Origin of the sequence: Bradyrhizobium sp. SMVTL-02 (genome assembly GCF_051853005.1) — a bacterium.
GTDB lineage: Bacteria > Pseudomonadota > Alphaproteobacteria > Rhizobiales > Xanthobacteraceae > Bradyrhizobium.
Genome location: NZ_CP182469.1, coordinates 3,353,920 through 3,378,565, shown reverse-complemented (window position 1 = coordinate 3,378,565; position 24,646 = coordinate 3,353,920). Strand labels below are relative to the sequence as shown.

Sequence of the window (24,646 nt, the reverse complement as noted above, 5' to 3'; positions counted from 1 at the left end):
GCCCTACTCGTCCAAGTCGCCGGAAATGTCGGTCGAGATCAAACCCCTGAGCGGAAGCTTCGTAACCGATTTCGAACAGGGCAATCTGGATCTCCTCATAACGCCTAAAGGATACGCTTCGGATCGTCATCCCAGCGCGCGTTGCTCTATACCGAGGACTTCACGTGCGTCGTATGGAAGCGCAACCCGAAGATCGGCAGGCGAATGACGTTCGAACAGTACAAGCGCCTGGGGCACGTCCGGTGAATTTGGGCGATTGGAGGATATCGACCCAGGACGAATGGTTCCTGAAGCATCGCGGCAACATTCGGAAGATCGAACTGGTCGTTTCCTATTTCCGGATGGGACTTCAATTCGTCCAGGGCACCGAGCGGATCCTGACCTGCCATCGCCGCCATGCGGAAATGTATTCGAAGACGTATGACCTGAGGATCGTCAATGCCCCCTTCGAGATCCCGCCCATCGAGATGCTGATGGGAGGACGATCCGGCTCTTTCCTGGTTTCGAGGCCTCATGCAATCAGTAGCAAAGGCACTCTGACGCGTCCGAAGGACGATTCCGTCAATATGTCGCCCGGCCGCCAGACAGATCAAACACCGCACCCGTACCGAACGAGCATTCTTCGCTCGCGAGCCAGCCCACTAGCGACGTCGCTTCCTCGACGGTACCGAACCGCCCGAGCGGTATCTTCGACAGCATAAAATCGATGTGCTGGGGCGTCATCTGGTCGAACAGAGGCATTCTAATGGCCGCCGGCGTGATGCAGTTGACGCGGATGCCGGTCGTGGCCGTTTCCTTGCCCAGCGATTTCGTGAGCGCGATCACGGCGGCCTTGGACGCGCTATAGGCCGATGCGTTCGGATTGCCTTCCTTTCCCGCGACCGAGGCGACGTTGACGATGCGACCGTAGCCGCTCTTCTCCATTGCGCGGACAGCGGCGCGGTTGCAGTAGAAAGCTCCGTTGACGTTGACGTCGAAGACCTTGCGCCAATCGCTGCCGGCATAGTCTTTCACGGCTCCGTTCGGTCCCGTGATGCCGGCGCTGGCTACCAGAATGTCGAGCCGGCCGCCCAGATCGTCGATGCTCCGCCGCATGGCCGCATCGACGGCGTCTTCCTCCCCGATGTCGACCGACTGCGTGTGTACCGCGCCGGCCTCCGCCGCTGCTTTGGCGAGGACGGAGCCGTTCAGGTCCCACATGGAGACCCGGGCGCCTTCGTCCGCCAGGCGACGAGCCACGTCGCGACCGATGCCGGACGCAGTGCCGGTGACGACCGCGGTTCGTCCTTTGAATCTTCCGCTGTAGACGGTCACGACCGCGCCCCCGCGCCGGGAGACCATTCGCGGGTTTGCTGGCGTTGCGTTCCGAGCCCCTCGATGCCGAGCGTCACGACGTCGCCCGGCTTGAGATAGATCGCAGCGGGCTTCTTGCCCATGCCCACGCCAGGCGGCGTACCGGTCGCAATGATGTCGCCGGGCATCAGCGTCATGAAGCGGCTGACGTAGCTGACGATCTCGGCACAGTCGAAGATCATCGTCCGGGTGTTGCCAGCCTGCATGCGTTGCCCGTTGACGTCGAGCCGGAGGTCAAGCGCCTGAGGGTCCGTTATCTCGTCCGTGGTCACCAGCCACGGTCCTACAGGACCAAAGGTATCGCAGCCCTTGCCCTTGTCCCACGTGCCGCCGCGTTCCATCTGGTACTCGCGCTCGCTCACATCGTTCACTATGCAGTAGCCGGCGACGTGGTCGAGGGCATCGGCGCGCTCGACATAGGATGCTCGCGTCCCGATCACGATTCCGAGCTCCACCTCCCAGTCGGACTTCTTCGAGCCCTTTCGGCAGAACGACATCATCGTTCGGTCCGCAGAGCGAGGTGATCGCCTTCTGAAACACGATGGGCTCGGAGGGCAGCGGAAGGTTCGCCTCCGCGGCGTGATCGGCATAGTTCAGACCGATCGCGATGAACTTTCCGACGCCTGCAACCGGCACGCCAAAACGCGGCCCGTCGGCGACGAGCGGCAACGTGGAGGGAGCGATAGCGGCGATCGTTCGGAGCGCTGAACGCGACAGGTTGGCGGGGGTGAGGTCGCTGATGACCTTCGACAGGTCGTGCAGGCGCCCCTGATCGTCGATGAGCCCCGGCTTTTCGGCGCCTGGATTTCCGAATCTAACGAGCTTCATTTGCGTTTCTTTGGATGTGCTCAGGCGAACCGCGCCGAGACCGTACCAAGCCCGGCGATATTGGCCTCAAAAGCATCGCCTGGGTTCACGGGAACCATCGGACCGAGCGCTCCGGAGAGCACGACGTCGCCGGCGCGGAGCCGCCGCTTGCGACGGGCAAGCTCGCCGGCGAGCCAGGCCATCGCGTTGAGCGGATTGCCCAGACAGGCCGCGCCGGTCCCCTTCGATACGATCTCGTCCTTCCTTGTCATCTGCATCTGGAGGGCACGGAGATCCAAGCCATCCAGCCGGCGCACGGGTCCTCCGAGGGCGAAGAGGCCCGATGACGCGTTGTCGGCCACGGTATCTACGATTCCGATATCCCAATTGGTGATGCGGCTGCCGACGATCTCGAGGGCCGGCATCGCGTAGGCTACGGCCCTGAGAACGTCGGCCACCGTGGGCACGTCGACATCGACGTCCCGATCAAGCAGGAAAGCCACCTCCGCCTCGATCTTCGGCTGAAGCACGCGCCCCGCAGCGACAGGTTCGTCCTCGCCCACGATAATGTCGGCGAAGAGGACTCCGAAATCCGGCCGGTCGACGCCGAGTTGCTTCTGCACCGCGCGCGATGTCAGCCCGATCTTGCTTCCGACCACGCGGCGACCTTCCTTCTCCCAATGCGCGGTGTTCTCCTGCTGGATGGCGTAGGCTCCATCGACGTCGAGGTCCGCCAACTGCGGCCGAATGGGAGCGATCGGGCTGCCTGCGTAAGCGGCGCGGATCTGAGCGGCGAGTTCGCTGTGCTTGGTTTGCTGGTCCATCTGAACGATCCTTATTTGCCGGTCCGGAGGAATTCGATGTGGAGCCGGTTGAATTGCTCGGCGTCCTCGAACTGGGGCCAGTGGCCGCAGCGGTTCATGACCACGAATTTCGAGCCCGGAATCATGTCCGCGATCTGCTTGCCCTCCTCGGGCGTCGCAGTCGGATCGTGCGAGGTCCACACGACCATGGTCGGCGCCTTGATCGAGCGATATTGGTCGGCGGTGATCATGTTGGGCCGGCGGATGTCCATCTCCTGCAAACACATGATCCGCCTCATCGTGTCGGCGAACCCGGGTTGCGCGTAGATGGCGCGGCGGGTCTCGATCAGATCGTCCGAGACCATGCTCTTGTCGCACATCAGGAATTCGAGGCGAGCCTTTATCCGCTCCCAGGAGGGATCCGATGCAGCCTCGTTGGACAGCTTTTTCAGCCGCTCCATCACCTGGGGATGCGCCGTCCAGCCGCCGGCGGTGTTGAGGACAAGCTTCTCGACCGCAGCCGGACGATGCACGGCCAGATATGTCGCGACCCAGCCGCCCAACGATTCACCGCTGATCATCGCCTTATCTCTGCCGAGCGTTTTGAGGACGGCGAGCACATGGTCAGCGTAGTCCTTGACCTGGTAGTCGATAGCCGGCTTGTCGGTCCAACCGTGACCCAGCATGTCGATGGCCACGAACCAGAAGTGATCGGCGTGCGGACCGAAGTTTCTGGAATGTGCCTCGGCGTGGCCGCCGACGCCGTGCAGCGCCAGGACGAGCGGCTTGGACGGGTCGCCCGACTCGATGCAGCGGGTCCGAATTCCGCCGGCGTCGATGAAGTGCTGTTTGAAGGAAACGCCCCTCAGATCGGCCCAGACGCTGGAAAAGTTCTCTGGTCTTGTGTCGCTCATAGCTTGATCTCGTTCGTTGATGTCAGGCGAAAAGCGGCGTGCCGCTGGGCTTCGACGGAGAGGATCGTTTCTCGCGCGGGATGGCCGAGAGGTCCTGAAGATCGAGGACCTTCCGGATGGCTGCGCTGAGCCGGTCGAAGGCTGCGCTCGCGTCGGACGTCCCCTCCACTTCGCGCCAGGCGATCACGCCGTCCGGGCGGACAAGCAGAACACCGGCTTCCTCGATCTCCCGGATGCGCTGCCACTCGCAATAGAGGTCCTGCGCCTCCGGCGAGCCCGTCACCACGACGCGGAGGAACGGCAGATCGAGGCGCAGCGCTGCTTCCTTCCATGCCGCGCCGGCGAGGCCGGTCACGACGGTGAAGAGGCCCTTTCCGGTCACGTCGAGTGTCGACACGCGCAAGCCGTCACGATCGACGAGCCATGCATGCGGGATCTTGGCGCCCGGGCGCGACGTCGGTTGATGGTAGAGGCCGCGATCTCGCCGCCACTCCTCCGGCTTGGCATCGACGTCGGGAAGCACGGCCGAGGATTCGTACCGCTGGTTCATCTCAGTGCCCTGGGCATTGAACTCCGTCTGCTTCAGGTCCAGCGCCGCCTGGGCCGCCTTCCGGGCGGCCACGCCTTCCGGACCCGGATCGCGGAAGCGCGCGATGCCTGCAGCAACCGGGTTCTCCGCGCCCTGCACCCTGAAGCACGCGTTAAGCGGGGCGTAATCGAGCCGGGACTGGTTCGCCCGCAGCACGATCTGCTTTCCGACCGGCGCCCGCTCCTGCGAGTAGCTTTCCAGCAGCTTCGGACCGGCCCAGCCCTTCACCGAGTAGGCGAGCTTCCAACCGAGGTTGTGGGCATCCTGGACGCAGGTGTTGTTGCCCAATCCGCTCGACGGCGGGTGCCGGTGGACCGCGTCGCCGCCGCAGTGCACCCTGCCCTTCGAATACTGGGTCGCGTAGGCCTGGTTCACGTACCAGATCGATGTGCGCACGATGTCGATGTGGACGGACGGGTCGCCGATCAGAACCTTGATCTTCGGAATGATCGCTTCCGGAGATAAGTCCGGCTCGCCCTTGCTGATGTCGAAACCCCAACCGGCGATCCACTGCGTCCACGGATGCACGGCCCGCAGCAGGCCCATGCCGATCTCGCCGAAGCTCGCATCCGGCGTCACGATCCAGTTCAGGATGCTCGGCCGATGTTTGCTGTATCTGGTCAGGTCACAGTTGAAGACGGTGTAGACGGTGCCGGCGCGCGCCATCTGGCCTTCGATCGGCAAGCCCAGATGGTCCACCACCATCGAGCGCGCGCCGTCCGCGCCGACCATGTAATGCGCGCGCACGGTGTACTCTCGCCCGTCGAGGCGATCGCGCAGCGTGGCCGTCACCCAGTCCGCATCCTGCTCATGACGGATGTATTCGGTGTTGAACGCGAAGGTCGCGCCCTTCTCGGCCGCCTTTTGGAACAGTATTGGCTCAAGCAGCGGCTGGATGATGTCGACCATGCCGCAGGGACTTGCGCGCAGATAATCGCCGCGGCGATCATCGCCGGTCCCCCACGTCCGCATCCGGATCAGCTCGGAGCCGGCCAGGCTGGTCGTGAAGGTCGTGTCGCCCATAAGCTCCCAGGGGCTCGCGTACCGGGCGACGTCTTCCGCGATCCCGAGATCGCGGAAGACCTCGTTGGCGCGCTGGTTCGTAATGTGGGCGCGCGGGCTGTCGGCCATCCAGTTGCCGCGCGAGACGATGTGACTGCGAACGCCGCAATTGGCGAGCGCCAGGGCGGTCGTCGAGCCCGTGGGGCCGGCGCCGATGATGAGCACGTCCGTTTCGTATGCCATTTGCCTGCTCCGCGATGCCCGCATTCGCGCGGGCTTTAGTCGATCAATGAGCGCCGTCGGCCTGCCTCGCCGCCATCATCGCCATGCCCGCGATCCAGCCCGGAATCGCTTCGTAGAATTCCTGCTCCATCTTGAAGTGGCCGCCCGTGGAAAAGGCCCCGAAGGCGGCGACCCATGCGAGCACCTCGTTGGCGCCGCGCCCCGCGACGTCACGGACCTTGCCGGTGTCGAGGGCGTCCGCGCGCCAGATCTGGCCGCTGCGAAGGATGTCCATGAACTCCGCGTCCCACTCGGGATTGAGCGGTTGGCACGGCCCCTTGCCCGCCTCGGCGAGAACACCCGCCTCGAGCACGCGCTTCTCGCGGGCTTCCTTGGCCTCGGCCGTCGGATTCCGGCCGTTGATCAGGCGTTCACGGATTTCGGGCGGTGCATCCTTGATCGATGGAAGCGGTGGATCGTGCGACAGTCCACCGGACGCGGCAAACAGCACCCGCTTGCCGGACCGCATCGCGAAGCGGCCGACGGATTCACCGAGTTGGCGGGCCCGGCGATAGGTCGGCACCGGCGGCGCGGCGGCGTTCACGAAGATCGGCAAGATCGGGATGGACTTGAAGTCCCCGAGCATCGCTTCCCACAACTGGACGAAGCCGTGATCGACCGGCATGCGGTAGGACACCGCGACGTCGAAATCCTCGGCCCGCACATGGTCGATGAGTTCGAGCGCCGTTTTCTCCGGAACGTCCAGCGGGCCCGTCCCGCCTCCCCAGTCGCCCAGGGACACAGCGCCGGCTCCGACGCAGAACGAGGGCATCAGGTCGTAGAAGAAGCCGTTGAAGTGATCAGGCGCGAACTGGACGATGTAGTCCGGCGCGAACTCCCTCACGAAGCTTCCGAGGCGTCCGAACGCGGTTCGGACGCGTTGCTCGGTCTCATTGCTGGCAGGCCCCTTGTACATCAGAGGAGTATGGGAAGCGCAGACGATGGCGACTGACATGGTCGAATTCCTTCGAACGCCGAGTTGAGTTGTCGAACGGTTGGCTGCGGCGGCCTACTTCTTCACCAGCGGGCATGGACTTTCGGAAAGCGGGCGGTTGACGGATTCACCAGGCAACGTCTGCATGACGTTGTAGAGATCCCAATCGCCCTTGTTCTCTCCGGGCTTCTTCACCTGGAGCAGGTACATGTCGTGGATCATCTTGCGGTCTTCGCGGATGTAGCCGTCGGCCGCGAAGAAGTCGTGTACCCGCTCCTTTTCCATCTGCTTCATCACGGTCGGTGCGTCGTCGGTGCCGGTCGCCTTCACTGCCTTCAAGTAGTGCGCGACCGAGGAGTAGACGCCGGCGTGGAAACCGGTCGGCATCTGCTTCGCCTTCGTGAAGAATTTCTCGGCCCAAGCGCGCGTTTCGGACGTCCGGTCCCAGTAGAACGGGGACACTTCGTAGGCGTCATGCGCGATCTTCAGGCCCACCGCGTGCACGTCCGTCAGCACCGATTGCAGCGGCACGATCTTGGCTTTCGCGCTCAGCCCGAATTCATCGGCCTGCTTCAGCGCGGTCACGGTATCGCCGCTGGAAGCCGCGATCGCGATGACATTGGCGCCGGCGCTGGAGGCGGTCAGCAGAAAGGATGCAAAGTCGGACGTGTTCGGCGGAAACACGGAGTTGCCCACCACTTGGCCGCCGTTGAGCTTGACTTGCTCTGACGTATCGCGCGTCAAGGCATTGCCGTACGCCTGATCGACGGTCAGGAAGTACCACTTGGTTCCACCTGCCTCGATCACGGACTTGGCTGCGCCCTTTGCGAGATTGTAGGTATCGACCGTCCACTGGACCGTGAGCGGCGAGCAGGCCTTGCCGTTGAAGTCCGAGGAGGTCGATCCCGAAAGCAGCATGATCTTGCTCTTCTGCGCGGCCATGTTCTGCACGGCGAAGCCGATCGGCGAGCCCTGCATGTCCGCGACTGCATCGACGCCTTCCACGTCGAACCAGCGGCCGGCGATCTGGGATCCGATGTCGGGCTTGCCGGAATGGTCGGCCGAGATCACTTCGACGTTCAGGCCAGCGCCGAAGTCCTCGGCAGCCATCTGGGCGGCGACGACCGAACCCTTGCCGTTCGCCATGGATGTCGGACCGGCAATGTCGGTCAGAACGCCGATCTTGACCCTGCCATCGCTGAGGTTCGGAGTGCCTCGGGTGGTCTGCGCCGCCGCTGGCGCCACCAAGACCAGACACACGGCCGCGGACAAATAGAAGCTTGAATGAACCATCGTTTCCTCCCGTCGCCGCCTGTTTGGGCGTGCGGGCGATGGATTGCCTCAGATTGAACTATGATTCCATGTCGGTCTGTGAAATGTTCGCACTGCGAACACGACTGGAGGCGATCATGCTCGCAACGTCAGGGCACTTTCCCGAGGGTTGGCCCTGATCAACGAGCTCAACGCGAGCGGGCCGTCGAGCGTCGTGCAGCTCGCGAAGAGGACCGGCCTCAACCGGACAACCTGCTATCGCTTGCTCGATACGTTACGCGAAGATGGCTACGTGACCTTGGACGAGACGAACGCGCTGTTCGCGTTGACGCCGCAGGTGCGCGCCTTGAGCGAAGGGGTGTCTTCGCGCGACTTATCGAGCCAGGCGGCTCTGCCCGCGATGTTCGGTCTTCTGGATGACGTTTCATGGCCCAGTGACTTCGGCGTCTTCGAGCTTGGCTCGGTGCTCATCCGGGAGAGCACGCATCCTTTCAGTCCGTTCTCCGTTCATCGCTCAATGGTCGGAAGGAGGAGATCCTTGGTGCGCAGTGCGCTTGGGAAGGCCATCCTGGCCGCCTCCGAGCCGACGCTACGGCGTGAAATGCTGGACCTGACCGCATCGCTGGTCGAGGAAGACGCGGCGTTGGCGAAGGACAACCGCTTCATCAACGATATTCTAGCGCAAACAAAGAAGGACGGCTACGCATCGTCGGTTGGTGGATCGGAGGCGGGCATCAGTGCGATCGCACTGGCCATTCCAAGCGGGGGGCCCGTTCTCGGCAGTCTCAATCTGATCTTCTTCTCATCCTCGATGACTCCTGAAATGGCAGCCAAGAAGTATCTGGCGAGCATGAAGAGGGCTGTAAAAGAGATCGAGCGGCGGTGGTCTGCCGCTAACAAGGCGCGCGGAAAGATCCCCTGACAACTTGTCACGCGCTTCCGCTCAGCGCGATAGGACTAAACCGCTCGTGTGGCCCATCGCGACATATCGCGCTGCCGCACGAACTTGGTCGCTATTGGAGCGAAGCGGACGTAGTCACTCTAGGCCCCACAGGTCTGAATCGATGAGGCAGATCACTGTTATCGCGGCCCGACGTATCAGAGATCAGAATGAACCGACGACGCTGCGTGACGCGTTGCATAGTCCGACTGCCTCTCTCGAAGCGTTATCCACTTTTCCTCCGCCCCCTTACGGTCGCTTTGCCTCTCAAGCGAACGCCAGCTTCTCAGTCGCACGTGTGAAGCGATTTCTTCGCAAGACGCATCGACACAAAGAGAACGCCAAAGACGACGCACATTCAACCGCAGTCTGAAATCGGCTGGGCCAATGAAGTCGGCTTGAATCCAACGGTTGACGTGAGCTTAGTTAGGAAAAGGCCTAATAGCGCGTGAAGGAGATGACGAAATTGGATCGCACAACCGGCCGATCCGGAGCCATGAGATTACGGGCGAAGTCCCATGACCCGTCAGAGGACGAGTGGGCTTGTGCGGCCGATACGAAGCCGTCAGGCAACTCGCGGCGATCGCATGGGTGAGACATTTCTTCATTGTGCGCTCCAGGTGTCCTGGTCATTCGCGTTGTTGAGTTCGCGTCTCAATGCTGTTTCTCGGATCGGGCCAAGAAGGGGCGGCCGGTCCTCGGGAGGGGAAAGGACCGGCCGCGGGAAGCCCGGCGAGGGACAGGGAGGAGAGACGCGCCGGGAACTCAACGCTTGCGTTCCGCAAAATCGTGACGGATGCGGATCCGCCATGTTTGGCGAACCATTTTGGGCCTGGCCCGCGCATGTGGTGACGCTCGGGCCGATACGGATCGTGAGCCATCCCGATGAGTCTGCACTCTTCTCGCGACTTCGTTCACCCTTCGGCGAAGCAGCGCTGTCGCGATCGTATTGCGCCCATGCTGACCTCAATGCGGCTTGCCAAGTACGAAGACGAAAGGCACGACGAACAGCTCATCGCCCTGGTCGTCGCTGACATGCAGGACCCAGTCACGCCAATCCTCAAGGCTGTGCTCCTTGATGAAGGATTGCACGAGCCGGGTCGCGTGATCGCGTGCCTCAGCGAGATCGCTCACCACGGCGCCGTGGTGATCGAGAAAAACCTTCTTCGTCGTGGAGCGGTGAAAATATACCTGGGTCATGTCCGACTTCCTTCGACCGGTACCAATCCGTTATGCAGGATTTCACCGGCCACGGCTTTGCTCTGGTTGCCGTGATTTTGTCATGGGTTGCTGTCGACAGCAGGCCGACGTATCCGCCCAGGAGGCCCGTGACATTCGATGCGAGCGACGGTTCCGCTGGACAGGCGGGATGGTGCCTCTCAAGGGTGCCACTGCCCGTATCCCCGGTCAAAGCTGGCGGTCGCGCATCTCGTCGAACTCCTCACGACAGGCTTCGCTGAATTCGCGCAGCAGATCGATGGATCCGCATTTTGCCATGTCACGCAGTTCGCCGAAACTCTTGTCCGGCTCTAGATAGGTGTCCATGATCGTCTTGGCGATGTGCTCGGCGCTTCGCACGACCGGCTTCGAGGACAGCACCCGCATCCTGTTGAGCTTTGCATACAGCGCAACCAGTCCCGGGGCGCCATCGCCGACCTCATGATGCTGAAGCGCATCGATGTGACATCTCGCGGCTTCTTCGATGAAATCCCGATAGAGTATCTGTCGCCGGTTCTTCTCATGGAGCAGCCATTGCGCGCGGATCTGGCTTCGGTGATTCAGCCAATTCGCCACCCCGCTCGTCAGGCCGCCAATAGTTGCGCCGGAGAGAGCCGCGAGTGCAGAGATGATGGAAGCATCCATATCGTTCAGCGTCGCATTTGCAAATTCATCACCTCGCCGTGCGCCATCATGTTCTCATTCAAGTTCGCCATGATCACGAGCGACCCCGCGAGAACCAAAAATACGATGAGCACGCCAAATGCCAGCGCCAGGACATTGTGAGTGCTGTCCGCTCCCGTGGTGATGTGAAGAAAGAAAACCAGGTGCACCCCCATCTGAGCGATGGCCAGGACAGCAAGCCCGGCCGGCACGCCGGGAGCCCAGATCGCCGAAGTGTTGGCCACCCAGAAGGACGTCGCCGTCAGGATCGCTGCCAGCAGCAGGCCGATCGTGTACACGAGAACGCCCGCAGAGGCGCTTCGCTCCGCGGCCGGGATGGCTGGCCTGTCTCCCGGTGCAACGTCCCAACGCATTTCAGTCATGGAAGGACTCCCATCAGGTAGACAATCGTGAATATCAGGACCCAGACGATGTCGAGCGCGTGCCAGAACAGCGAGAAGCAGTGCAGGCGGCGCACCACGACGGCTTGAAATCCCCTTAGCGACAGCTGAACCATCATGAGGACGAGCCAGACCAGTCCGATCACTACGTGCAGTCCGTGACAACCGACCAGCGTGAAGAAGGCGGAAAGAAATGCGCTACGTTGCGGTGACGCCCCCGCCGCAACCATGTCCTGGAATTCGCGGAATTCGAGATTGAGAAATGCCGCCCCCAGGAGGATCGTCACCACGGCACCAAGGCAGGTGCCGAGCTGATGGCGCGAATTGATGGCCAACGACATCAGACCACAGCTGTAGCTGGAGAGCAGTAGAAGGGCGGTCTCCATCGCGGCGTTGCGTTGATCGAACAACTGGGCGCCGGTCGGGCCGCCCGCACTCGCCTTTGCGAGCACGGCATAGCTCGCAAACAGCGCCGAGAACATCACGATGTCGCTCAGCAGGAAGATCCAGAACCCGAAGCCGGCGACGATTCGCTTGGGTGCGAGTCCCGCCTCGCTAACATTAATCGGCTCGCCGGTGCGGACAGCATTTGCATCGACCAGGACGTTCATAGCGAGACCTCCACCTGATGTGCCCGATCGAAATGGTCGAGCTGTTCTTCCGAAATCTCGACCTCGTCCTCCCCGCGGAACATGAAGGCGAGCCACGTCACGGCCGCGCCGAGAAGGCCGAGGCCCGCCAACCACCAGATGTGCCAGATCAGAGCGAAGCCGGTGACCGTTGCGAAGAACGCCGTCAAAAATCCGGCTGAACCATTCTTGGGCACTTCGATCGGCTCGTAGCTGCGCTGCCACTGACGCAAGTCCTGCTTTGCGAGCACGCGCTGCTTCTTCGCCCAGAAGGCATCGATCTCATCAACACGCGGCAGGACCGCAAAATTCCAGGCGGGCGGCGGTGACGCGGTCGACCATTCCAAGGTGCGGCCGTTCCACGGATCGCCCGTCGTATCACGGAGCTGTTCGCGGTTGCGAATGGACACCACGAGCTGGACGACCTGACAGATGATGCCGGCCATCACGATGACGGCGCCGGCCTCGGCGACCAACAGCCAGGGCTGCCAGGCGAGGACATCGTAGTGCTGCAGGCGGCGGGTCATGCCCATGAGGCCGGTCACGTAGAGCGGCATGAAGGCGAGATGGAAGCCGATGAACCAACACCAGAACGCCGCGATACCCCAGCGCTCATCGAGCTTGAAGCCGAATGCCTTCGGGAACCAGTAATTGTAGCCGGCAATCGCGCCGAACAGGACACCCGGGACGATGACGTGATGGAAATGGGCGACCAGGAAGACACTGTTGTGTACCTGCCAATCGACGGCCGGCAACGCCAGCAGAACTCCGGTCAGGCCTCCGAACACGAACGTCACCATGAAGCCGATTGTCCAAAGCACCGGCACCGAGAACCGGACGCGACCGCCATACATCGTGAACAGCCAGTTGAAGACTTTGACGCCCGTCGGCACCCCGATGATCATGCTTGTGATGCCGAAGAAGGCGTTTACGCCGGCGCTGGCACCCATGGTGAAGAAATGATGCAGCCACACGGTGTAGGAGAGCACGCAGATGGCCAGGGTCGCACCCACCATCGACCGGTAACCGAACAGCGTCTTTTCGGAGAATGTCGCGCTCACCTCCGAATAGATGCCGAATGCCGGCAGGACCAGGATGTAGACTTCGGGGTGACCCCAGACCCAGAACAGGTTCACGTACATCATCGCATTTCCGCCGGCGTCCAGCGTGAAGAAGTGAAAGCCGAGATAACGATCAAGCAGCAGCATTGCGAACAGCGCGGTAAGCACCGGAAAGGCAGCCACGATCAGAAAATTCGAGGCGAGCGCCGTCCAGCAGAACACCGGCATGCGCATGTAGCTCATGCCAGGGGCCCGCATCTTCAGGATCGTGGTCACGAAATTGACGCCGCTCAACAAGGTCCCGATGCCCGCGATCTGCAGGGACCAGAGGTAGTAGTCGACGCCGACGCCCGGCGAGAACTGCAGCTCGCTGAGCGGCGGATAGGCAACCCAGCCGGTCTTTGCGAACTCACCGACGAAAAGCGAGACGTTGATCAGCAGGATTCCCGTCGCAGTCAGCCAGAGGCTCGCGGAATTCATGGTCGGGAACGCCACGTCGCGGACGCCGAGCTGCAGCGGCACGGCAAAATTCATCAGTCCGATCACGAGCGGCATGGCCACGAAGAAAATCATGATCGTGCCGTGCGCCGAGAAAATCTGGTCAAAATGCTCGGGCGGCAGATATCCCTGCGCACCGCCGGCAGCAACCGCTTGCTGCGTCCGCATCATGATCCCATCCGCGAAACCGCGCACGAGCATGAGCAGCGCGAGGACGATATACATCACGCCGATGCGCTTGTGATCGACCGATGTGATCCACTCTCGCCAGAGATACAGCCAGTGTCCCCTGACGGTGACCCATGCGAGAGCCGCCAGGACGACAGCGCCGACGATTCCTACCGTTCCCATGATGATCGGTTCATGAAGCGGAATGGCAGTCCAATCGAGTTTGCCCAACAGGTTCATCGTTCTGCCCTCATGGATTTGGGATAAGCGACGCAGAGACCCGCGGCCGGCTCCATTGCGGCATTCGCGATGTCAGCGAACAGGCCGCCCGCAACCGATCGATAGGTAAAGGGCGCAACCGCCCTGCTCGGCTTCACCAGCGCGGCATAGGATTGTGCGTCGAGCACCGGGCCGGCGCTGCGCGTCGCATTAGCCCATTGCGCAAAGTCGTCGGGCGCCACCGCGTCGACCTTGAAGACCATGTCGGAGAAGCCCGCGCCGCTGTAATTCGCCGACATCCCGCGATATGTGCCGGGATGGTCAGCCACGAGGTTCAGGCGTGTCACCATTCCGGCCATGGTGTAGATCTGGCCGGCGAGCTGCGGCACGAAGAAGCTGTTCATGACGCCTGAGGATGTCAGCTCGAAGCTGACCGGTCTGCCGGCCGGGATCGTCAGATGATTGACGCTCGCGATCCCCTGCTCCGGGTAGATGAACAGCCATTTCCAGTCGAGCGAGACGACCTGGATCTTGAGCGGTTTTGTGGCGGAGGCAAGCGGCTTGGGCGGGTCGAGATCGTAGGCGCCGATCCAGGCCACGGTGCCGACAAGGAGCACGGTCATCAGCGGGATCGACCAAACCAGCATCTCAATGCGGCCGGAATAGACAAAATCCGGCCGATAGCGTGCGCGCTCGTTCGATGCCCGGAACCAGAAGGCCACGCCAAGCGTCGCAATGGCCACCGGGATCACAATCGCGAGCATGATGCCGGTCGCATTGAACAGGATCTGCCGCTCGGCAAGCGCAATCGGGCCCTTGGGATCCAGCACGCCTCCATCGCAGCCGCCGAGCGTCGCGGCAGCAAACAGGAGCAGGGTGAACGAACGGTACCGCATCTCACGACTCCCGAACCCTAGACGTGCGCGTGTCATGCGCAGCGCTTGGCTGTTGCATCGAAGGCGGAGACACGCGGCCCCGGTCGTCATAGGACAAGCGTATCGATGCGAATGAACCGCTGCTGTAATCGACGAGAACGGTCGCAAACAGCAGGAACAGATAGGCGATGGAGAAGGCGAACAGCCTGTGCGCCGCGCGACGATTGTTTCCAGCGCTCCTGCTCAGCTGGAGTGCGAGCCAGAGGAAAACCGCGCCGCAGGCGGCGACAATTACGCCATAGATCGCGCCGGCAAGCTCGAGTGCCCAAGGCAGCTCCGAAGCGACGACAAGCAAGGCGCTGTAGATCAGGATCTGCCGGCCCGTCGCGCCCCGTCCGGCAACAAGCGGCAGCATGGGAACGCCGGCCCGGGCGTAGTCATCTGTGCGATTGAGCGCGAGAGCCCAGAAATGGGGCGGCGTCCAGAGAAAGATGATGAGGAAAAGCACGAGCGGCTCGAGCCCGGCTTGCCCGGTCGCCGCGGCCCATCCGATCATGGGCGGCAGCGCGCCGGCGGCGCCGCCGATGACGATGTTCTGATGCGTCGCCCGCTTCAGCCATGCCGTGTAGACGAAGACATAGAAGAGGATCGTGCCGGCGAGCAGTGCGGCCGCCGCGAGATTCGTCGCCAATGCGAGTGTCGCGACGGCGATGGTGCCTAGGATGGTTCCGAAAACGAGCGCCTCAGCCTTCGAGACCTTGCCGCGGGGAATTGGCCGCATCGCGGTGCGGGCCATGACGGCGTCGATATCGGCGTCGTACCACATGTTCAATGCGCCGGCGGCACCGGCGCCAGCTGCGATTGCCAGAATTGCGATGACGCCTGGAAGTGGTTCCAGGCGTACCGGTGCGATCATCAACCCAACGAAGGCAGTGAACAGCGCGAGCGCCATGACGCGCGGCTTGGCCAGGCTGATGAAATGCGGCAGGCGATCCACCCAGCCGGATCGCGAAGTCAGCCGAAGGCGCGGTAACGGAATCGCGGGCATGCACATGGTGATCGATCCCTCAAGCCACAGTCGTTGGTGTGGTTTTCGATTTTGCCGTTGCGAGGATGTGGCCGATCCCCTGCTAGACTTCGGCGCCCTCGCGCGACATTCCCGGACGCTTGCGGCGGAGTTCGAGAAGACCGAGCAAAATCTCGTCCCGCTCTGCCTCGAGCTCTTCGATGGTGCGCGATCCGACCTCGGCATGAACGCCGTCAATCAGCTTCTTCCGGACCTCGGGCGTGAGCTCGGGCGAGCCGAGCGTTTTCCACGACGCGCTCAGCGGACCGGCAAACTGGTGAAGGAAATGCTCGATGCCGCCATGGCCACCGCCGAGATGGTTGAGCATCATGTTGCCCATGATGCCCCAACGCAGCCCCGGCCCCCAGGACAAGGCGTCGTCGACGTCGGCCGCGCTCAGCACATCCTCCGCAACGAGGTAGTAGACTTCCCGCGCCAAAGCGCCCTGCAGGCGGTTGGCGACATGGCCCGGCATTTCCTTGTTGAGCCTTACGGCCTTCTTGCCGATCGACTTGTAGAACGCGATCGCCCGCTGGATTGTCTGTTCCGAGGTTTTGGTCCCCCCGACGATCTCAACCAGAGGGATCAGGTGCGGCGGATTGAAGGGGTGGCCGATGACGCAACGCTCGGGATGCAAAGCAGCGCCCGACTGAATGTCGCTCATCTTGATCCCGGATGAGCTCGACGCGATGATCACGTCCGGCGGCAGCAGCTCGTCGAGCTGCTTGTACAGTTTCTGCTTGAACTCCAGCCGCTCGGGTCCGTTCTCCTGGACCAGGTCAACGCCGGCGACCGCTTCGACCAGGTGGGCGGTGAACTTCAGCTTGGCCAGCGATGCGCCAGGCGATAGGCCAAGTCGCTCGAGCGCCGGCCAGGCCGACTTCACGAACTTCCGCAGCGCGGCTTCCGCGTCGGGCGCAATGTCCGTCGCGACGACTTCAAGTCCCTTGGCGAGGTACTGCGCAGCCCAGCTCGCGCCGATCACGCCGGTGCCGATGATTGCGACGCGACGAATGGGTTTGGTACTGGTCATGGGTATGCTCCGATCTGGTTGTCAGACTTCGACGTAGGCGACGCCGGTGAGATTTCCCTGGGCACCGAGAAGCATCCGCTTCTCCGTCCCGTCGAGCTTCGCCGCATAGAGCGAGCCGGCGAAATCGGTTACGAACATGCGGTTGCCCGGAACATCCAGTGCGATGCCGATGCCTTCCATCAGGTCCGAGACCACGATCTCCGGCACATTCTGCGCTGGCTTCGCGTCGATGGGCGCGCGGTTCACCGTGTTGCCGCGCGGGGGATTGCCGCGATCGGTCCAGTAGAGGATACGATGCTTGAGATCTAGCTCGAGATCGATCGGCTCCGGGAGCCCGTTGAAGAAGACCTCGATGTCGCTGCGATCAGCCGCCGTCTCGCCCTTCGGGATGTTGATCCCGGCGCGCAATATACGGCCGACTTCGGCGTTGTCTCCGCCCTTCTGCGTCCAGTAGATCTGTCCACGTTCCGGATCGATCGTGATCCCAACACACCATCTGCTCTGATCGCGCCGGTCATTGTCGCCCTGCCCGGTCTGGACGAGCGTCTGGATCTGCGAGCCATCGAGATTCGATCGCATCACTCGCATGCCCTCGCGATCGCACCAGTAGAGCTTGCCGTTCTCCTTATCGAGATGGAGCTGCTTCGGCGTGAATGTGCCGCCCGGTGCAACGATGAACCTGCGGTTCTGTCCATCGATATCGGCGCGTTCGATGGAGCCGTCGTTCCGGCCGGGAACGGCACCCATATTGGTCCAGTAGACGTGACCCGCGTCGACGTCGACGACAATCCCGTCGGGATGGGGGCAGTCGGCCGCGATGAGCTGGGAATGCGAGCCGTCAGGATCCATCGACAGGACGCGGCCGCCGCTCAAGTCGAGAAGAAACAGCCGGCCCGAGCGGGTCGCGCCCGATGCGGCTCTTGTCTGCGTGGCATGGAGTAAGGTCATGGTCTGTCCTTTTGTGTCGGTTCGCTGGCGCTGGTCTATTCAGCAGGGAGCGGCTTCGGCAGATTGGTGAAATTCGGCGCCCGCTTTTCCCGGAACGCCGTGAAGGCTTCAGTGGCTTCCGCGGAGCGCAGCCGCGCGCTGAACTCGCGGCTCTCGAATTTCGCGGCCTCTCTGAGCTGGTTGATCGAAGCCTGCTTCATGAGCTGCTTGGAGGCGCGCAACGCACCGGCCGGCTTTGCCGCGAGCTTCTGCGCGGTGGCAGCGGCGACCGCGAGAAGATCGCGATCGGGCACGACGCGGGTCACGATGCCGAGCTCGGCCGCCCGCGCGGCCGTGAACGGTTCGCCGAGCAAGACCATTTCCGCCGCCCGAAGTTGCCCAACGCGCGCCGGTATCGAAAAGCTCGAGCCGAATTCCGGCACCAGCGCGAGATCGATAAACGGCAGCTTGAACTTCGCGCTCTCGCCCGCGTAGACGAAGTCGCAGTGCGTCAGCATGGTGGTGCCGCCGCCGACCGCGGCGCCTCGCACGGCCGCGACAATCGGCTTTTCAAACGCGATGAACGCATTGATCAGGGCGGTCTGCGGGGACTCGCCTGGTCCAGGCGGATTCTTGAGGAAATCTCCGATGTCGTTGCCGGCGCAGAATGCATCCCCGGCGCCGTGCCAGAGCACGACCCGGATCGCCTCGTCCTTGTCAGCTTCCTGGAAGATGGCGGCGAGGCTGGTGTACATGGCGGCCGTCATTGCATTCTTCTGGGCCGGCCGATTGAGCTCGACCCGGAGAATGCCGCCGGACGTTTCCGTGATGATGTCACCCATTGTGTGCTTCCTTCTGTCGCATCGGGAGCGGTTAGATCGCGTGCTCTTTCGTTTTCGGCACGGCGCCGCTCGCGCGCAGGCCGTCGATGTCGTTGGCGTCGAAGCCGAGCTCGCCAAGAATCTCCTCGGTGTGCTCACCGAGGCCGGGCGCGCGCCGGGCCGCCGCCTTGGCGACGCCGTGCACCTGGATCGGATTCGAGATGGTCGAGGTCAGCTTGCCGCCGGCGCCGTTGAGCGGAACGATGATCTCGTTGTCCAGGAGCTGCGGATCGTTGATCACTTCCTGCGGTCCACGGACTTCGCCAAAGGTGACGTTCAGGCCGGCGAAGACCGAATGCCAGTGCGACATGGTCCGACTGCTGAAAAGCTCGTCGAAGATGGCGGTGAGCGGCGTCATATTCGCCAGGATCTGCGCCGGACTGGAGAAGCGGGGATCGCTCAGCAGATCGGCCCGGCCGATCGCCTTCACGACGGTCACGAACTTGTCGGGGGTGATGATGAGAACGAACCAGGTTTCATCGGAGGACCGATAGACGTTCATCGCCGCGTTGGCGGGATGCGTGCGATCGTGGCGCGGCGGAAACTTCGCACCGGCGAGTGCCGCCTGGATCGAAACGCTCGCCGACCAAACACCCTGGGCAAGCAGTGAGGTCGTGACATGCGAACCCTTGCCGGTGCGCTCGCGCCGATAGACGGCCGTGACGATCGCCGAATAGAGGCCGACCGCCGTGGCGTTGTCGCCGCTGCCGCCCACCAGCCAGGTCGGCGGCACACCGGCATCGCGTGTCATCGACAACAGGCCGCTGCGCGCCCAGTACGCCGTGACGTCGAAGCCGGGCAGGTCAGCGTCAGGTCCGTTCTCGCCGAAGCCGGTCAGATCAGCGTAGATCAATCGCGGATTCCATCCCGCGACGTCCTCATATTCGAGCTTCAGCTTCTTTCGCGCATGGTGCGGGGTGTTGACGATGAACACATCGGCCCAATTGGCCAGCTCGAATAGGATCTGCTGCGCGCCCGGGGATTTGAGATCGAGCGCAATGCTGCGCTTGTTGCGATTGGCAAGATGCCACTGATAGGCCTCTTCGGATTGCGGCTGGACCGGCGTGTGGTGCCCTTGCCGCCACATGTCGCCTTGGGGCGGCTCGACCTTGATGACATCGGCGCCGAAGTCGGAGAGGATTACGGCCGCGCCTGGTGCCGCAACGAAGCTGGACAGGTCGACGACCTTCAAGCCAGAGAAGATATTTTCGTTCGCCATTGATGGCTCCTGAGTTGGATAGGTTGGTTGTTCAGCGACCCTGAAACTGCGGTGCGCGCTTCTCGAGAAAGGCGGAAGTGCCCTCCTTCTTGTCGTCGGTGCCCGCGCACAGGCCGAAATAGGAGGCCTCGAGGGCGAGACCTTCGCTCTGGCTCGTCTCCATTCCCTTGTTGGCGGCGTCGAGCGCGAATTTGACGGCGAGCGGTGCGTTCGTGGCGATCTCGTTCAGGATCGCTTCAGCGCGCGGGATCAGATCGGATGCTGCGACGACCTCGTTGACGAGCCCGATACGATGCGCCTCCTGCGCGCTGATGGTTCCACCCGACAGGATGAGCTGAAGCGCCCGGCCCTTGCCGACGAGCCGGGGCAGTCGCTGCGTGCCGCCGCCGCCTGGAATCAACCCGAGCTTGACCTCCGGCTGGCCGAACTTCGCGTGTTCCACGGCGACGCGGATGGTGCAGGCCATCGCGGTCTCGCAGCCGCCGCCGAGCGCAAAGCCATTGATCGCCGCGACCACCGGCTTGCCGAGATTCTCGATGAGATCGAGGACCTGTTGTCCGAGGCGGCTGGACCGCTCGGCGTCGATCGCGGCGGCTTGCGCGAGGGCGCTGATGTCAGCGCCGGCAATGAAAGCCCTGTCGCCCGCGCCCGTCAGGATGACGCCACGCACGGCGGCGTCATTCTGCGCCGCCTCGAATGCGGTCCGCAAATCCCGCCAGGTCGGCAGGTTCAAGGCGTTGAGGACCTTGGGCCGGTTGACCGTCACGCAGGCGATCGCGCCGCGCGTCTCGTAGAGAACATTCGCAAGCGTCAATGCTCCCGCGGGTGAAGCATTGGAGGAAACCGCCAGTGACGGCGTCATTGCTGATGTTGACATGTTGATTGGTCCTGGCTGAGGTTGAGGCCGGCAGCCGAGTGCCGGCCCGTTCGCGACATCAGACGAAGGCGCTGAAGCCAGTGATCGCCTTGCCGACGATCAGGTTCTGCATCTGATAGGTGCCTTCGTAGGAGTAGATCGCTTCCGTATCGGCAAAGAAGCGCGCCACGTTGTAGTCGACCAGGATTCCGTTGCCGCCCAGCAACTCGCGGGCCCAGGCGACCGTTTCCCGCGCCTTGCTCGTGCAGAATGCCTTGACGATCGCGGCCTGCGCATCCGTCAGCTTGCCTTCGGCTTCCAGCTGCACCGAGCGGAACAGCATGCACTGGCAGGCCACGATGTTGGCCAGCATCTTCGCCAGCAACTCCTGCACCAGCTGGAACGAGCCGATCGGCTTGCCAAACTGCAGGCGTTCCTGGGCATATTTGAGGGCGATTTCATAGGCCCCCATCTGCGCTCCGGTGATCTCCCATCCAACGCCATGTCGGGTGCCGCGCAGCACCAGCGCGGGATCGCGAAACGTTCCCTTGCCTCCCTGGAGGCGATTCGCATCAGGCACGCGGCAATCGGTCATCGTGATCTGACCGTTCTGCACAACCTTCAGCGCAATCTTGTTCTGCATCTTCTCGACGCTGAAACCGGGCGTCGTCTTGTTCTCGACGACGAAGCCCTTCACCTGGTCGTCGGCGACGTCACGTGCCCAAACGATCGAGATGTCGCACCACGGCGCATTGCCGATCCAGCGCTTCTGGCCGTTGAGGATCCAGGTGTCGCCGTCCCGTTTCGCCGTGGTCGTGAGACCGGCACCGGTCCCCGAACCTACCAGTGGCTCCGTCAGCGCGAAGCAGCCGACCTTTTCCATGCGCGCCATCGACGGCAGCCACTTCTGCTTCTGCTCCTCGGTGCCCGCGAGATAGATGGAATTCATCGCGAGACCGGTGTGGACACCATGGAAGGTACAGAACGAAACGTCGGTCCGCGCGATCTCCAGGGCGACCAGAGCGAACAGGACAGGACTTCCGCCCGGACAACCGTAACCATTGATGCCGAGACCGGCGATGTTCAGCTCCTTGTAGGAGGGCAGCAATTCGAACGGAAACGAGTCCTCGACCCAGTGCTTGTTGATGATGGGTGCGACCTCTGTCTGCATGTAGTCGCGCACCTTTTTGACGACCGCCCGCTCCTCCTCGGAGAGCAGTTCAGCGAATTGAAAGAAGTCGGCATTCGGCAGCGGAAGCTGTTTCGTTGCCGAATGCTTGAGCGCAGTAGCGGTTGCCATTTCGATCTCCGTTCGATGCGGGGCCTGCGATTGCAGCAGGCATCTCGTTTCAACACATCGACCGTAGTGAAGTGAGCGGTCCTTGGCTTTGCATCGCGTGCTGTGGCTTTGTCATTTGTTGCTGGCGAGCGGGGCGGCAGACGCAGATGCGGGATAATGGCCGCTCCCTCAAGACTATCTGAGGTAATGGGGAGTCACAAAATGCCGAGGTCGCGCGCGCAAGACCTGTTCTGTCCGGAGCAAGGAGCGCAAGTGTTCAAGCCCCTTGATGAAGCCCTGGCGTCGGATGATGAGGACGACCGAGGCCAGCATGCTTTACCGCCCCGCGCAGGTCGAACCGCGAGCCAGCAGGACATATGCGATCTCCCGAACAGCGCGACCAACGACGCGTGTACGACCCGGAACGGGACGCCTTAGCGGTCTTGAAGACTGGGACTACCTGCTACTCCTGCCCGGGCGGGGTCATTGCCGCTCTCACGCCACCCCTGCGGCTCGTAGCTTCCGCCGACTTAACAGGTTTTGCCGGCTCTGGAGAGGTCGCAACCGCGCTGCTGCCGAAGCGACCCTGCAGCGGTTGAGGGGTCGGCTCGACCACCGCTGCATTGGGGCTGCTCGCCTGAACAACCAAATCGGTCGTGACGAGATTGGTCAGTCGCAACTCGTCCCGAGACAGTTCATGCAGATCTTCCCACGGCGGCACGTTCAGCGACAGCGACAACAGGTCGCCCGCGCCGCCCATATCGAAGGTGTATTTGGCGAGACGCCCGATATCGCGTTCCACGATCACCAGATCGTCCGCGCTGTAGGTTGCGGCCTTGGGGTCATTGGCGCGGTTGCCGAGCCAGATCTGATGCACCCGAACATGGGCAGTCTCGGGCACGTAACGCGTCTTGCCCGACAGAAGAAGAAACACGCACATCGATTCGCAATAGGCTTCGGGCGCCACACCTACAGGAGCACTCTGGGTATTGGCCTGAACGCTGACGCCGACAGTGGTCAGTGCCCCTAGCTCGCGGAAACGCCTTCCAAGCGCGATCGAGGCGTTGACCGAACCGCCGCTCGAATCCAGCACGATGGTAGCGCCGCCGAGTTGTCGTCCACGAGCGAATTCATCAAAATCCCCCGGACTATCGTCAGTCACGATACCGGTCGCGCTGACCCAGCCCCGGCAATTCGGCTGGCAATCGACCCAAGTGAACTTCATCGGCAGTTTGCGTTCTTCGAGGGCGACGCCGGCTTGCACCGAACCACTCAGCACAGCCATCAATGCGATGCAAAGGCCGGCGCCAGCGAGCAGCACCCATCCCCGGATTTCCACCCAACGAGCGCGATTAGAGGCTCCATCGAAGATGCGGTCGCGCTCCGGGGATTCGACTCTCGAGAGTGTCGCCAGGTTGAGGAGGAGCGAAACCGCAAGGAGGTACACGGCTATCGCGAACATGATTGCATGACCTCGACCGGCTATCGGGTGGGGTTGGCCGTCCCGCGACGGCGTACATACACTGGCGACAACTGATGGTGTCCGCCCGACGGTGCCGCTTCAGAACCGGAGCTTTGCCAGGGTTGATGCTTGGCCCGCCATCTTGGGCCAGGACCGCGCATGTAGTGCATTTCGGGCCGGTAGCTGTCGCGCACGTCCATGATCAGATTGTGAATGACGCTGGCGAAGTCGGAGGCTGACTGAGCCGCCTTGCGACCAAAACCTGACAATGCCCTCGCATCTATGAGCTTCATCACGGAACTCCTCATCGTCGCAATCGAATATGGCGAAGGAGTTCGCCGCATTCTTTGCTTCGCATGCTGTCGTTTTGTCATTTATTGCTTGCCGGAGTGTTTGAGATTGGTGATGCCGCGAGCCGATTCACGCCAGCATCGGAAAACCCTGCCTGATAACAGCGGACGACGAATCGTGTTGTCGCGATCCAAACTCGCGGCGGTATTGGCCGGGCGCGCGTCCTGTTGCTTGCCTGAATGCGCGTGTGAAACTGGCTTGGTCGGAAAAGCTGAGCGCCAGCGCAATATCCACCAACGATCGATCACCTTGCGTCAACAAGGCTTTCGCGCGGTCAAGACGTCTGACGCTGACGTAGCGATGAGGAGTTTGTCCGACCGCTTGTTTGAAGGCACGGGCAAAGTGGTATCGGCTCAGACATGCAATTGACGCCATGCCATCAAGAGTAAGATCGCCTTCCAGGTTTGCTTCGATGTAATCCAGCACACGTGCCAGCCTGCGACGATCGAGACCTTCACTTGCTGGAGAAGCAGCGGACGTGCTGGCCGGCGCACGGGCGTGTGTTTGAATGAGCCTCGCCGCCATGCTGTTGGCCAACGCTTCGACCAGCGGCCTGCCTGCGGAGGTCTCCGCCTGCAGCTCCGACACAATGGCGCGGGCGATTTCGCCCAGCAGCGGATCCCGGAATGCTCTGTCATATCTCAGCGCACCGATCGCGGACTCGTCGATATCGAGGCCGAGCTTGTCCGGGGTGAACTGGCTCGGAGGAAGATAGATATGCATGATCTCAGGCAGATCGTTGGCGATCGCGATCAAGCCCTCATGCCAGTTCGGGGGCGTGACCCAAACCGTATCCCGGAGAGCGACAGTCGAGTCTTGGATTCCGGTCGCCTGCCGTGTGACGAGCGATCCATTGCCGCAGACATCGACGCACACTTCGATATCGAACAGCGCACCGCGCCAGGGATGCACGCCCTTTCCAAGGTACCGCATCTCGGCTGACA

At 62.4% G+C, this 24,646-nt stretch carries 21 protein-coding genes and 2 pseudogenes; 1 reads left to right on the top strand and 22 read right to left on the bottom strand.

Going from position 1 to position 24,646, the window contains the following annotated elements; translation table 11 throughout:
- Positions 1-561: 561 nt before the first annotated feature.
- The 7 genes and pseudogenes from ACNJYB_RS15640 to ACNJYB_RS15610 all read right to left on the bottom strand — a co-directional run bounded on the left by ACNJYB_RS15640 (position 562) and on the right by ACNJYB_RS15610 (position 7,977).
- On the bottom strand, positions 562-1,314 hold the full coding sequence (locus ACNJYB_RS15640; protein WP_439374762.1) for an SDR family NAD(P)-dependent oxidoreductase: 753 nt from the start codon (positions 1,312-1,314) through the stop codon (positions 562-564).
- A pseudogene (locus tag ACNJYB_RS15635) lies at positions 1,311-2,181 on the bottom strand (fumarylacetoacetate hydrolase family protein). Before ACNJYB_RS15635 ends, ACNJYB_RS15640 begins: the two are co-directional and overlap by 4 nt.
- 20 nt (positions 2,182-2,201) lie before the next feature.
- A complete protein-coding gene (locus ACNJYB_RS15630; RefSeq protein ID WP_439374761.1) occupies positions 2,202-2,984 on the bottom strand; it encodes a 2-keto-4-pentenoate hydratase in 783 nt (260 codons plus the stop codon).
- Between the two features lie 11 nt (positions 2,985-2,995).
- Complete coding sequence (locus tag ACNJYB_RS15625; protein WP_439374760.1) at positions 2,996-3,877, bottom strand: alpha/beta fold hydrolase; 882 nt, start codon at positions 3,875-3,877, stop codon at positions 2,996-2,998.
- A 22-nt stretch (positions 3,878-3,899) separates the two neighbouring features.
- Positions 3,900-5,711 carry an FAD-dependent monooxygenase gene (locus ACNJYB_RS15620; protein WP_439374759.1) on the bottom strand — a complete coding sequence of 604 codons (1,812 nt, stop codon included), beginning with the start codon at positions 5,709-5,711 and terminating at the stop codon, positions 3,900-3,902.
- A gap of 43 nt (positions 5,712-5,754) precedes the next feature.
- Positions 5,755-6,705 (bottom strand): 3-carboxyethylcatechol 2,3-dioxygenase, encoded by a 951-nt coding sequence (locus ACNJYB_RS15615; RefSeq protein ID WP_439374758.1) that lies wholly within the window; start codon positions 6,703-6,705, stop codon positions 5,755-5,757.
- Between the two features lie 54 nt (positions 6,706-6,759).
- On the bottom strand, positions 6,760-7,977 hold the full coding sequence (locus ACNJYB_RS15610) for an ABC transporter substrate-binding protein (RefSeq protein WP_439374757.1): 1,218 nt from the start codon (positions 7,975-7,977) through the stop codon (positions 6,760-6,762).
- Positions 7,978-8,125: 148 nt separating this feature from the next.
- Here ACNJYB_RS15610 and ACNJYB_RS15605 point away from each other — a divergent pair, with 148 nt between their 5' ends.
- Positions 8,126-8,878 carry an IclR family transcriptional regulator domain-containing protein gene (locus tag ACNJYB_RS15605; RefSeq protein WP_439374756.1) on the top strand — a complete coding sequence of 251 codons (753 nt, stop codon included), beginning with the start codon at positions 8,126-8,128 and terminating at the stop codon, positions 8,876-8,878.
- Between the two features lie 984 nt (positions 8,879-9,862).
- Here ACNJYB_RS15605 and ACNJYB_RS15600 read toward each other — a convergent pair.
- The 15 genes and pseudogenes from ACNJYB_RS15600 to ACNJYB_RS15530 all read right to left on the bottom strand — a co-directional run bounded on the left by ACNJYB_RS15600 (position 9,863) and on the right by ACNJYB_RS15530 (position 24,614).
- A complete protein-coding gene (locus ACNJYB_RS15600) occupies positions 9,863-10,096 on the bottom strand; it encodes a DUF6894 family protein (RefSeq protein ID WP_439374755.1) in 234 nt (77 codons plus the stop codon).
- Positions 10,097-10,303: 207 nt separating this feature from the next.
- On the bottom strand, positions 10,304-10,759 hold the full coding sequence (locus ACNJYB_RS15595; protein WP_439374754.1) for a hypothetical protein: 456 nt from the start codon (positions 10,757-10,759) through the stop codon (positions 10,304-10,306).
- 5 nt (positions 10,760-10,764) lie between these two features.
- A complete protein-coding gene (cyoD, locus tag ACNJYB_RS15590) occupies positions 10,765-11,160 on the bottom strand; it encodes a cytochrome o ubiquinol oxidase subunit IV (protein ID WP_439374753.1) in 396 nt (131 codons plus the stop codon).
- The gene (locus ACNJYB_RS15585) at positions 11,157-11,789 is read right to left on the bottom strand and encodes a cytochrome (ubi)quinol oxidase subunit III (RefSeq protein WP_439374752.1); all 633 of its coding nucleotides are present in this window, start codon (positions 11,787-11,789) and stop codon (positions 11,157-11,159) included. Before ACNJYB_RS15585 ends, cyoD begins: the two co-directional genes overlap by 4 nt.
- Entirely contained in the window at positions 11,786-13,768 is a 1,983-nt protein-coding gene (gene cyoB, locus ACNJYB_RS15580; RefSeq protein WP_439375565.1) for a cytochrome o ubiquinol oxidase subunit I, read from the bottom strand. Before cyoB ends, ACNJYB_RS15585 begins: the two co-directional genes overlap by 4 nt.
- Before the next feature lie 2 nt (positions 13,769-13,770).
- Positions 13,771-14,649 (bottom strand): ubiquinol oxidase subunit II, encoded by an 879-nt coding sequence (gene cyoA, locus ACNJYB_RS15575; protein WP_439374751.1) that lies wholly within the window; start codon positions 14,647-14,649, stop codon positions 13,771-13,773.
- A gap of 127 nt (positions 14,650-14,776) precedes the next feature.
- Positions 14,777-15,625, bottom strand: a pseudogene (locus ACNJYB_RS15570) (heme o synthase); the annotation flags it as partial.
- Between the two features lie 133 nt (positions 15,626-15,758).
- Complete coding sequence (locus tag ACNJYB_RS15565; protein WP_439374750.1) at positions 15,759-16,727, bottom strand: 3-hydroxyacyl-CoA dehydrogenase NAD-binding domain-containing protein; 969 nt, start codon at positions 16,725-16,727, stop codon at positions 15,759-15,761.
- A gap of 21 nt (positions 16,728-16,748) precedes the next feature.
- Positions 16,749-17,675 (bottom strand): 3-hydroxyacyl-CoA dehydrogenase, encoded by a 927-nt coding sequence (locus ACNJYB_RS15560; protein WP_439374749.1) that lies wholly within the window; start codon positions 17,673-17,675, stop codon positions 16,749-16,751.
- A gap of 35 nt (positions 17,676-17,710) precedes the next feature.
- On the bottom strand, positions 17,711-18,496 hold the full coding sequence (locus tag ACNJYB_RS15555; RefSeq protein ID WP_439374748.1) for an enoyl-CoA hydratase: 786 nt from the start codon (positions 18,494-18,496) through the stop codon (positions 17,711-17,713).
- A gap of 31 nt (positions 18,497-18,527) precedes the next feature.
- A complete protein-coding gene (locus tag ACNJYB_RS15550) occupies positions 18,528-19,754 on the bottom strand; it encodes a CaiB/BaiF CoA transferase family protein (RefSeq protein ID WP_439374747.1) in 1,227 nt (408 codons plus the stop codon).
- Positions 19,755-19,785: 31 nt separating this feature from the next.
- The gene (locus ACNJYB_RS15545; protein WP_439374746.1) at positions 19,786-20,631 is read right to left on the bottom strand and encodes an enoyl-CoA hydratase-related protein; all 846 of its coding nucleotides are present in this window, start codon (positions 20,629-20,631) and stop codon (positions 19,786-19,788) included.
- A gap of 58 nt (positions 20,632-20,689) precedes the next feature.
- Positions 20,690-21,910, bottom strand: a complete 1,221-nt coding sequence (locus tag ACNJYB_RS15540) for an acyl-CoA dehydrogenase family protein (protein WP_439374745.1) — start codon at positions 21,908-21,910, stop codon at positions 20,690-20,692.
- A 442-nt stretch (positions 21,911-22,352) separates the two neighbouring features.
- Positions 22,353-23,351: a hypothetical protein gene (locus tag ACNJYB_RS15535; RefSeq protein ID WP_439374744.1), complete on the bottom strand. Its 999-nt coding sequence runs from the start codon at positions 23,349-23,351 to the stop codon at positions 22,353-22,355.
- Positions 23,352-23,771: 420 nt separating this feature from the next.
- Positions 23,772-24,614 carry a helix-turn-helix domain-containing protein gene (locus ACNJYB_RS15530; protein ID WP_439374743.1) on the bottom strand — a complete coding sequence of 281 codons (843 nt, stop codon included), beginning with the start codon at positions 24,612-24,614 and terminating at the stop codon, positions 23,772-23,774.
- Between the last annotated feature and the right edge of the window lie 32 nt (positions 24,615-24,646).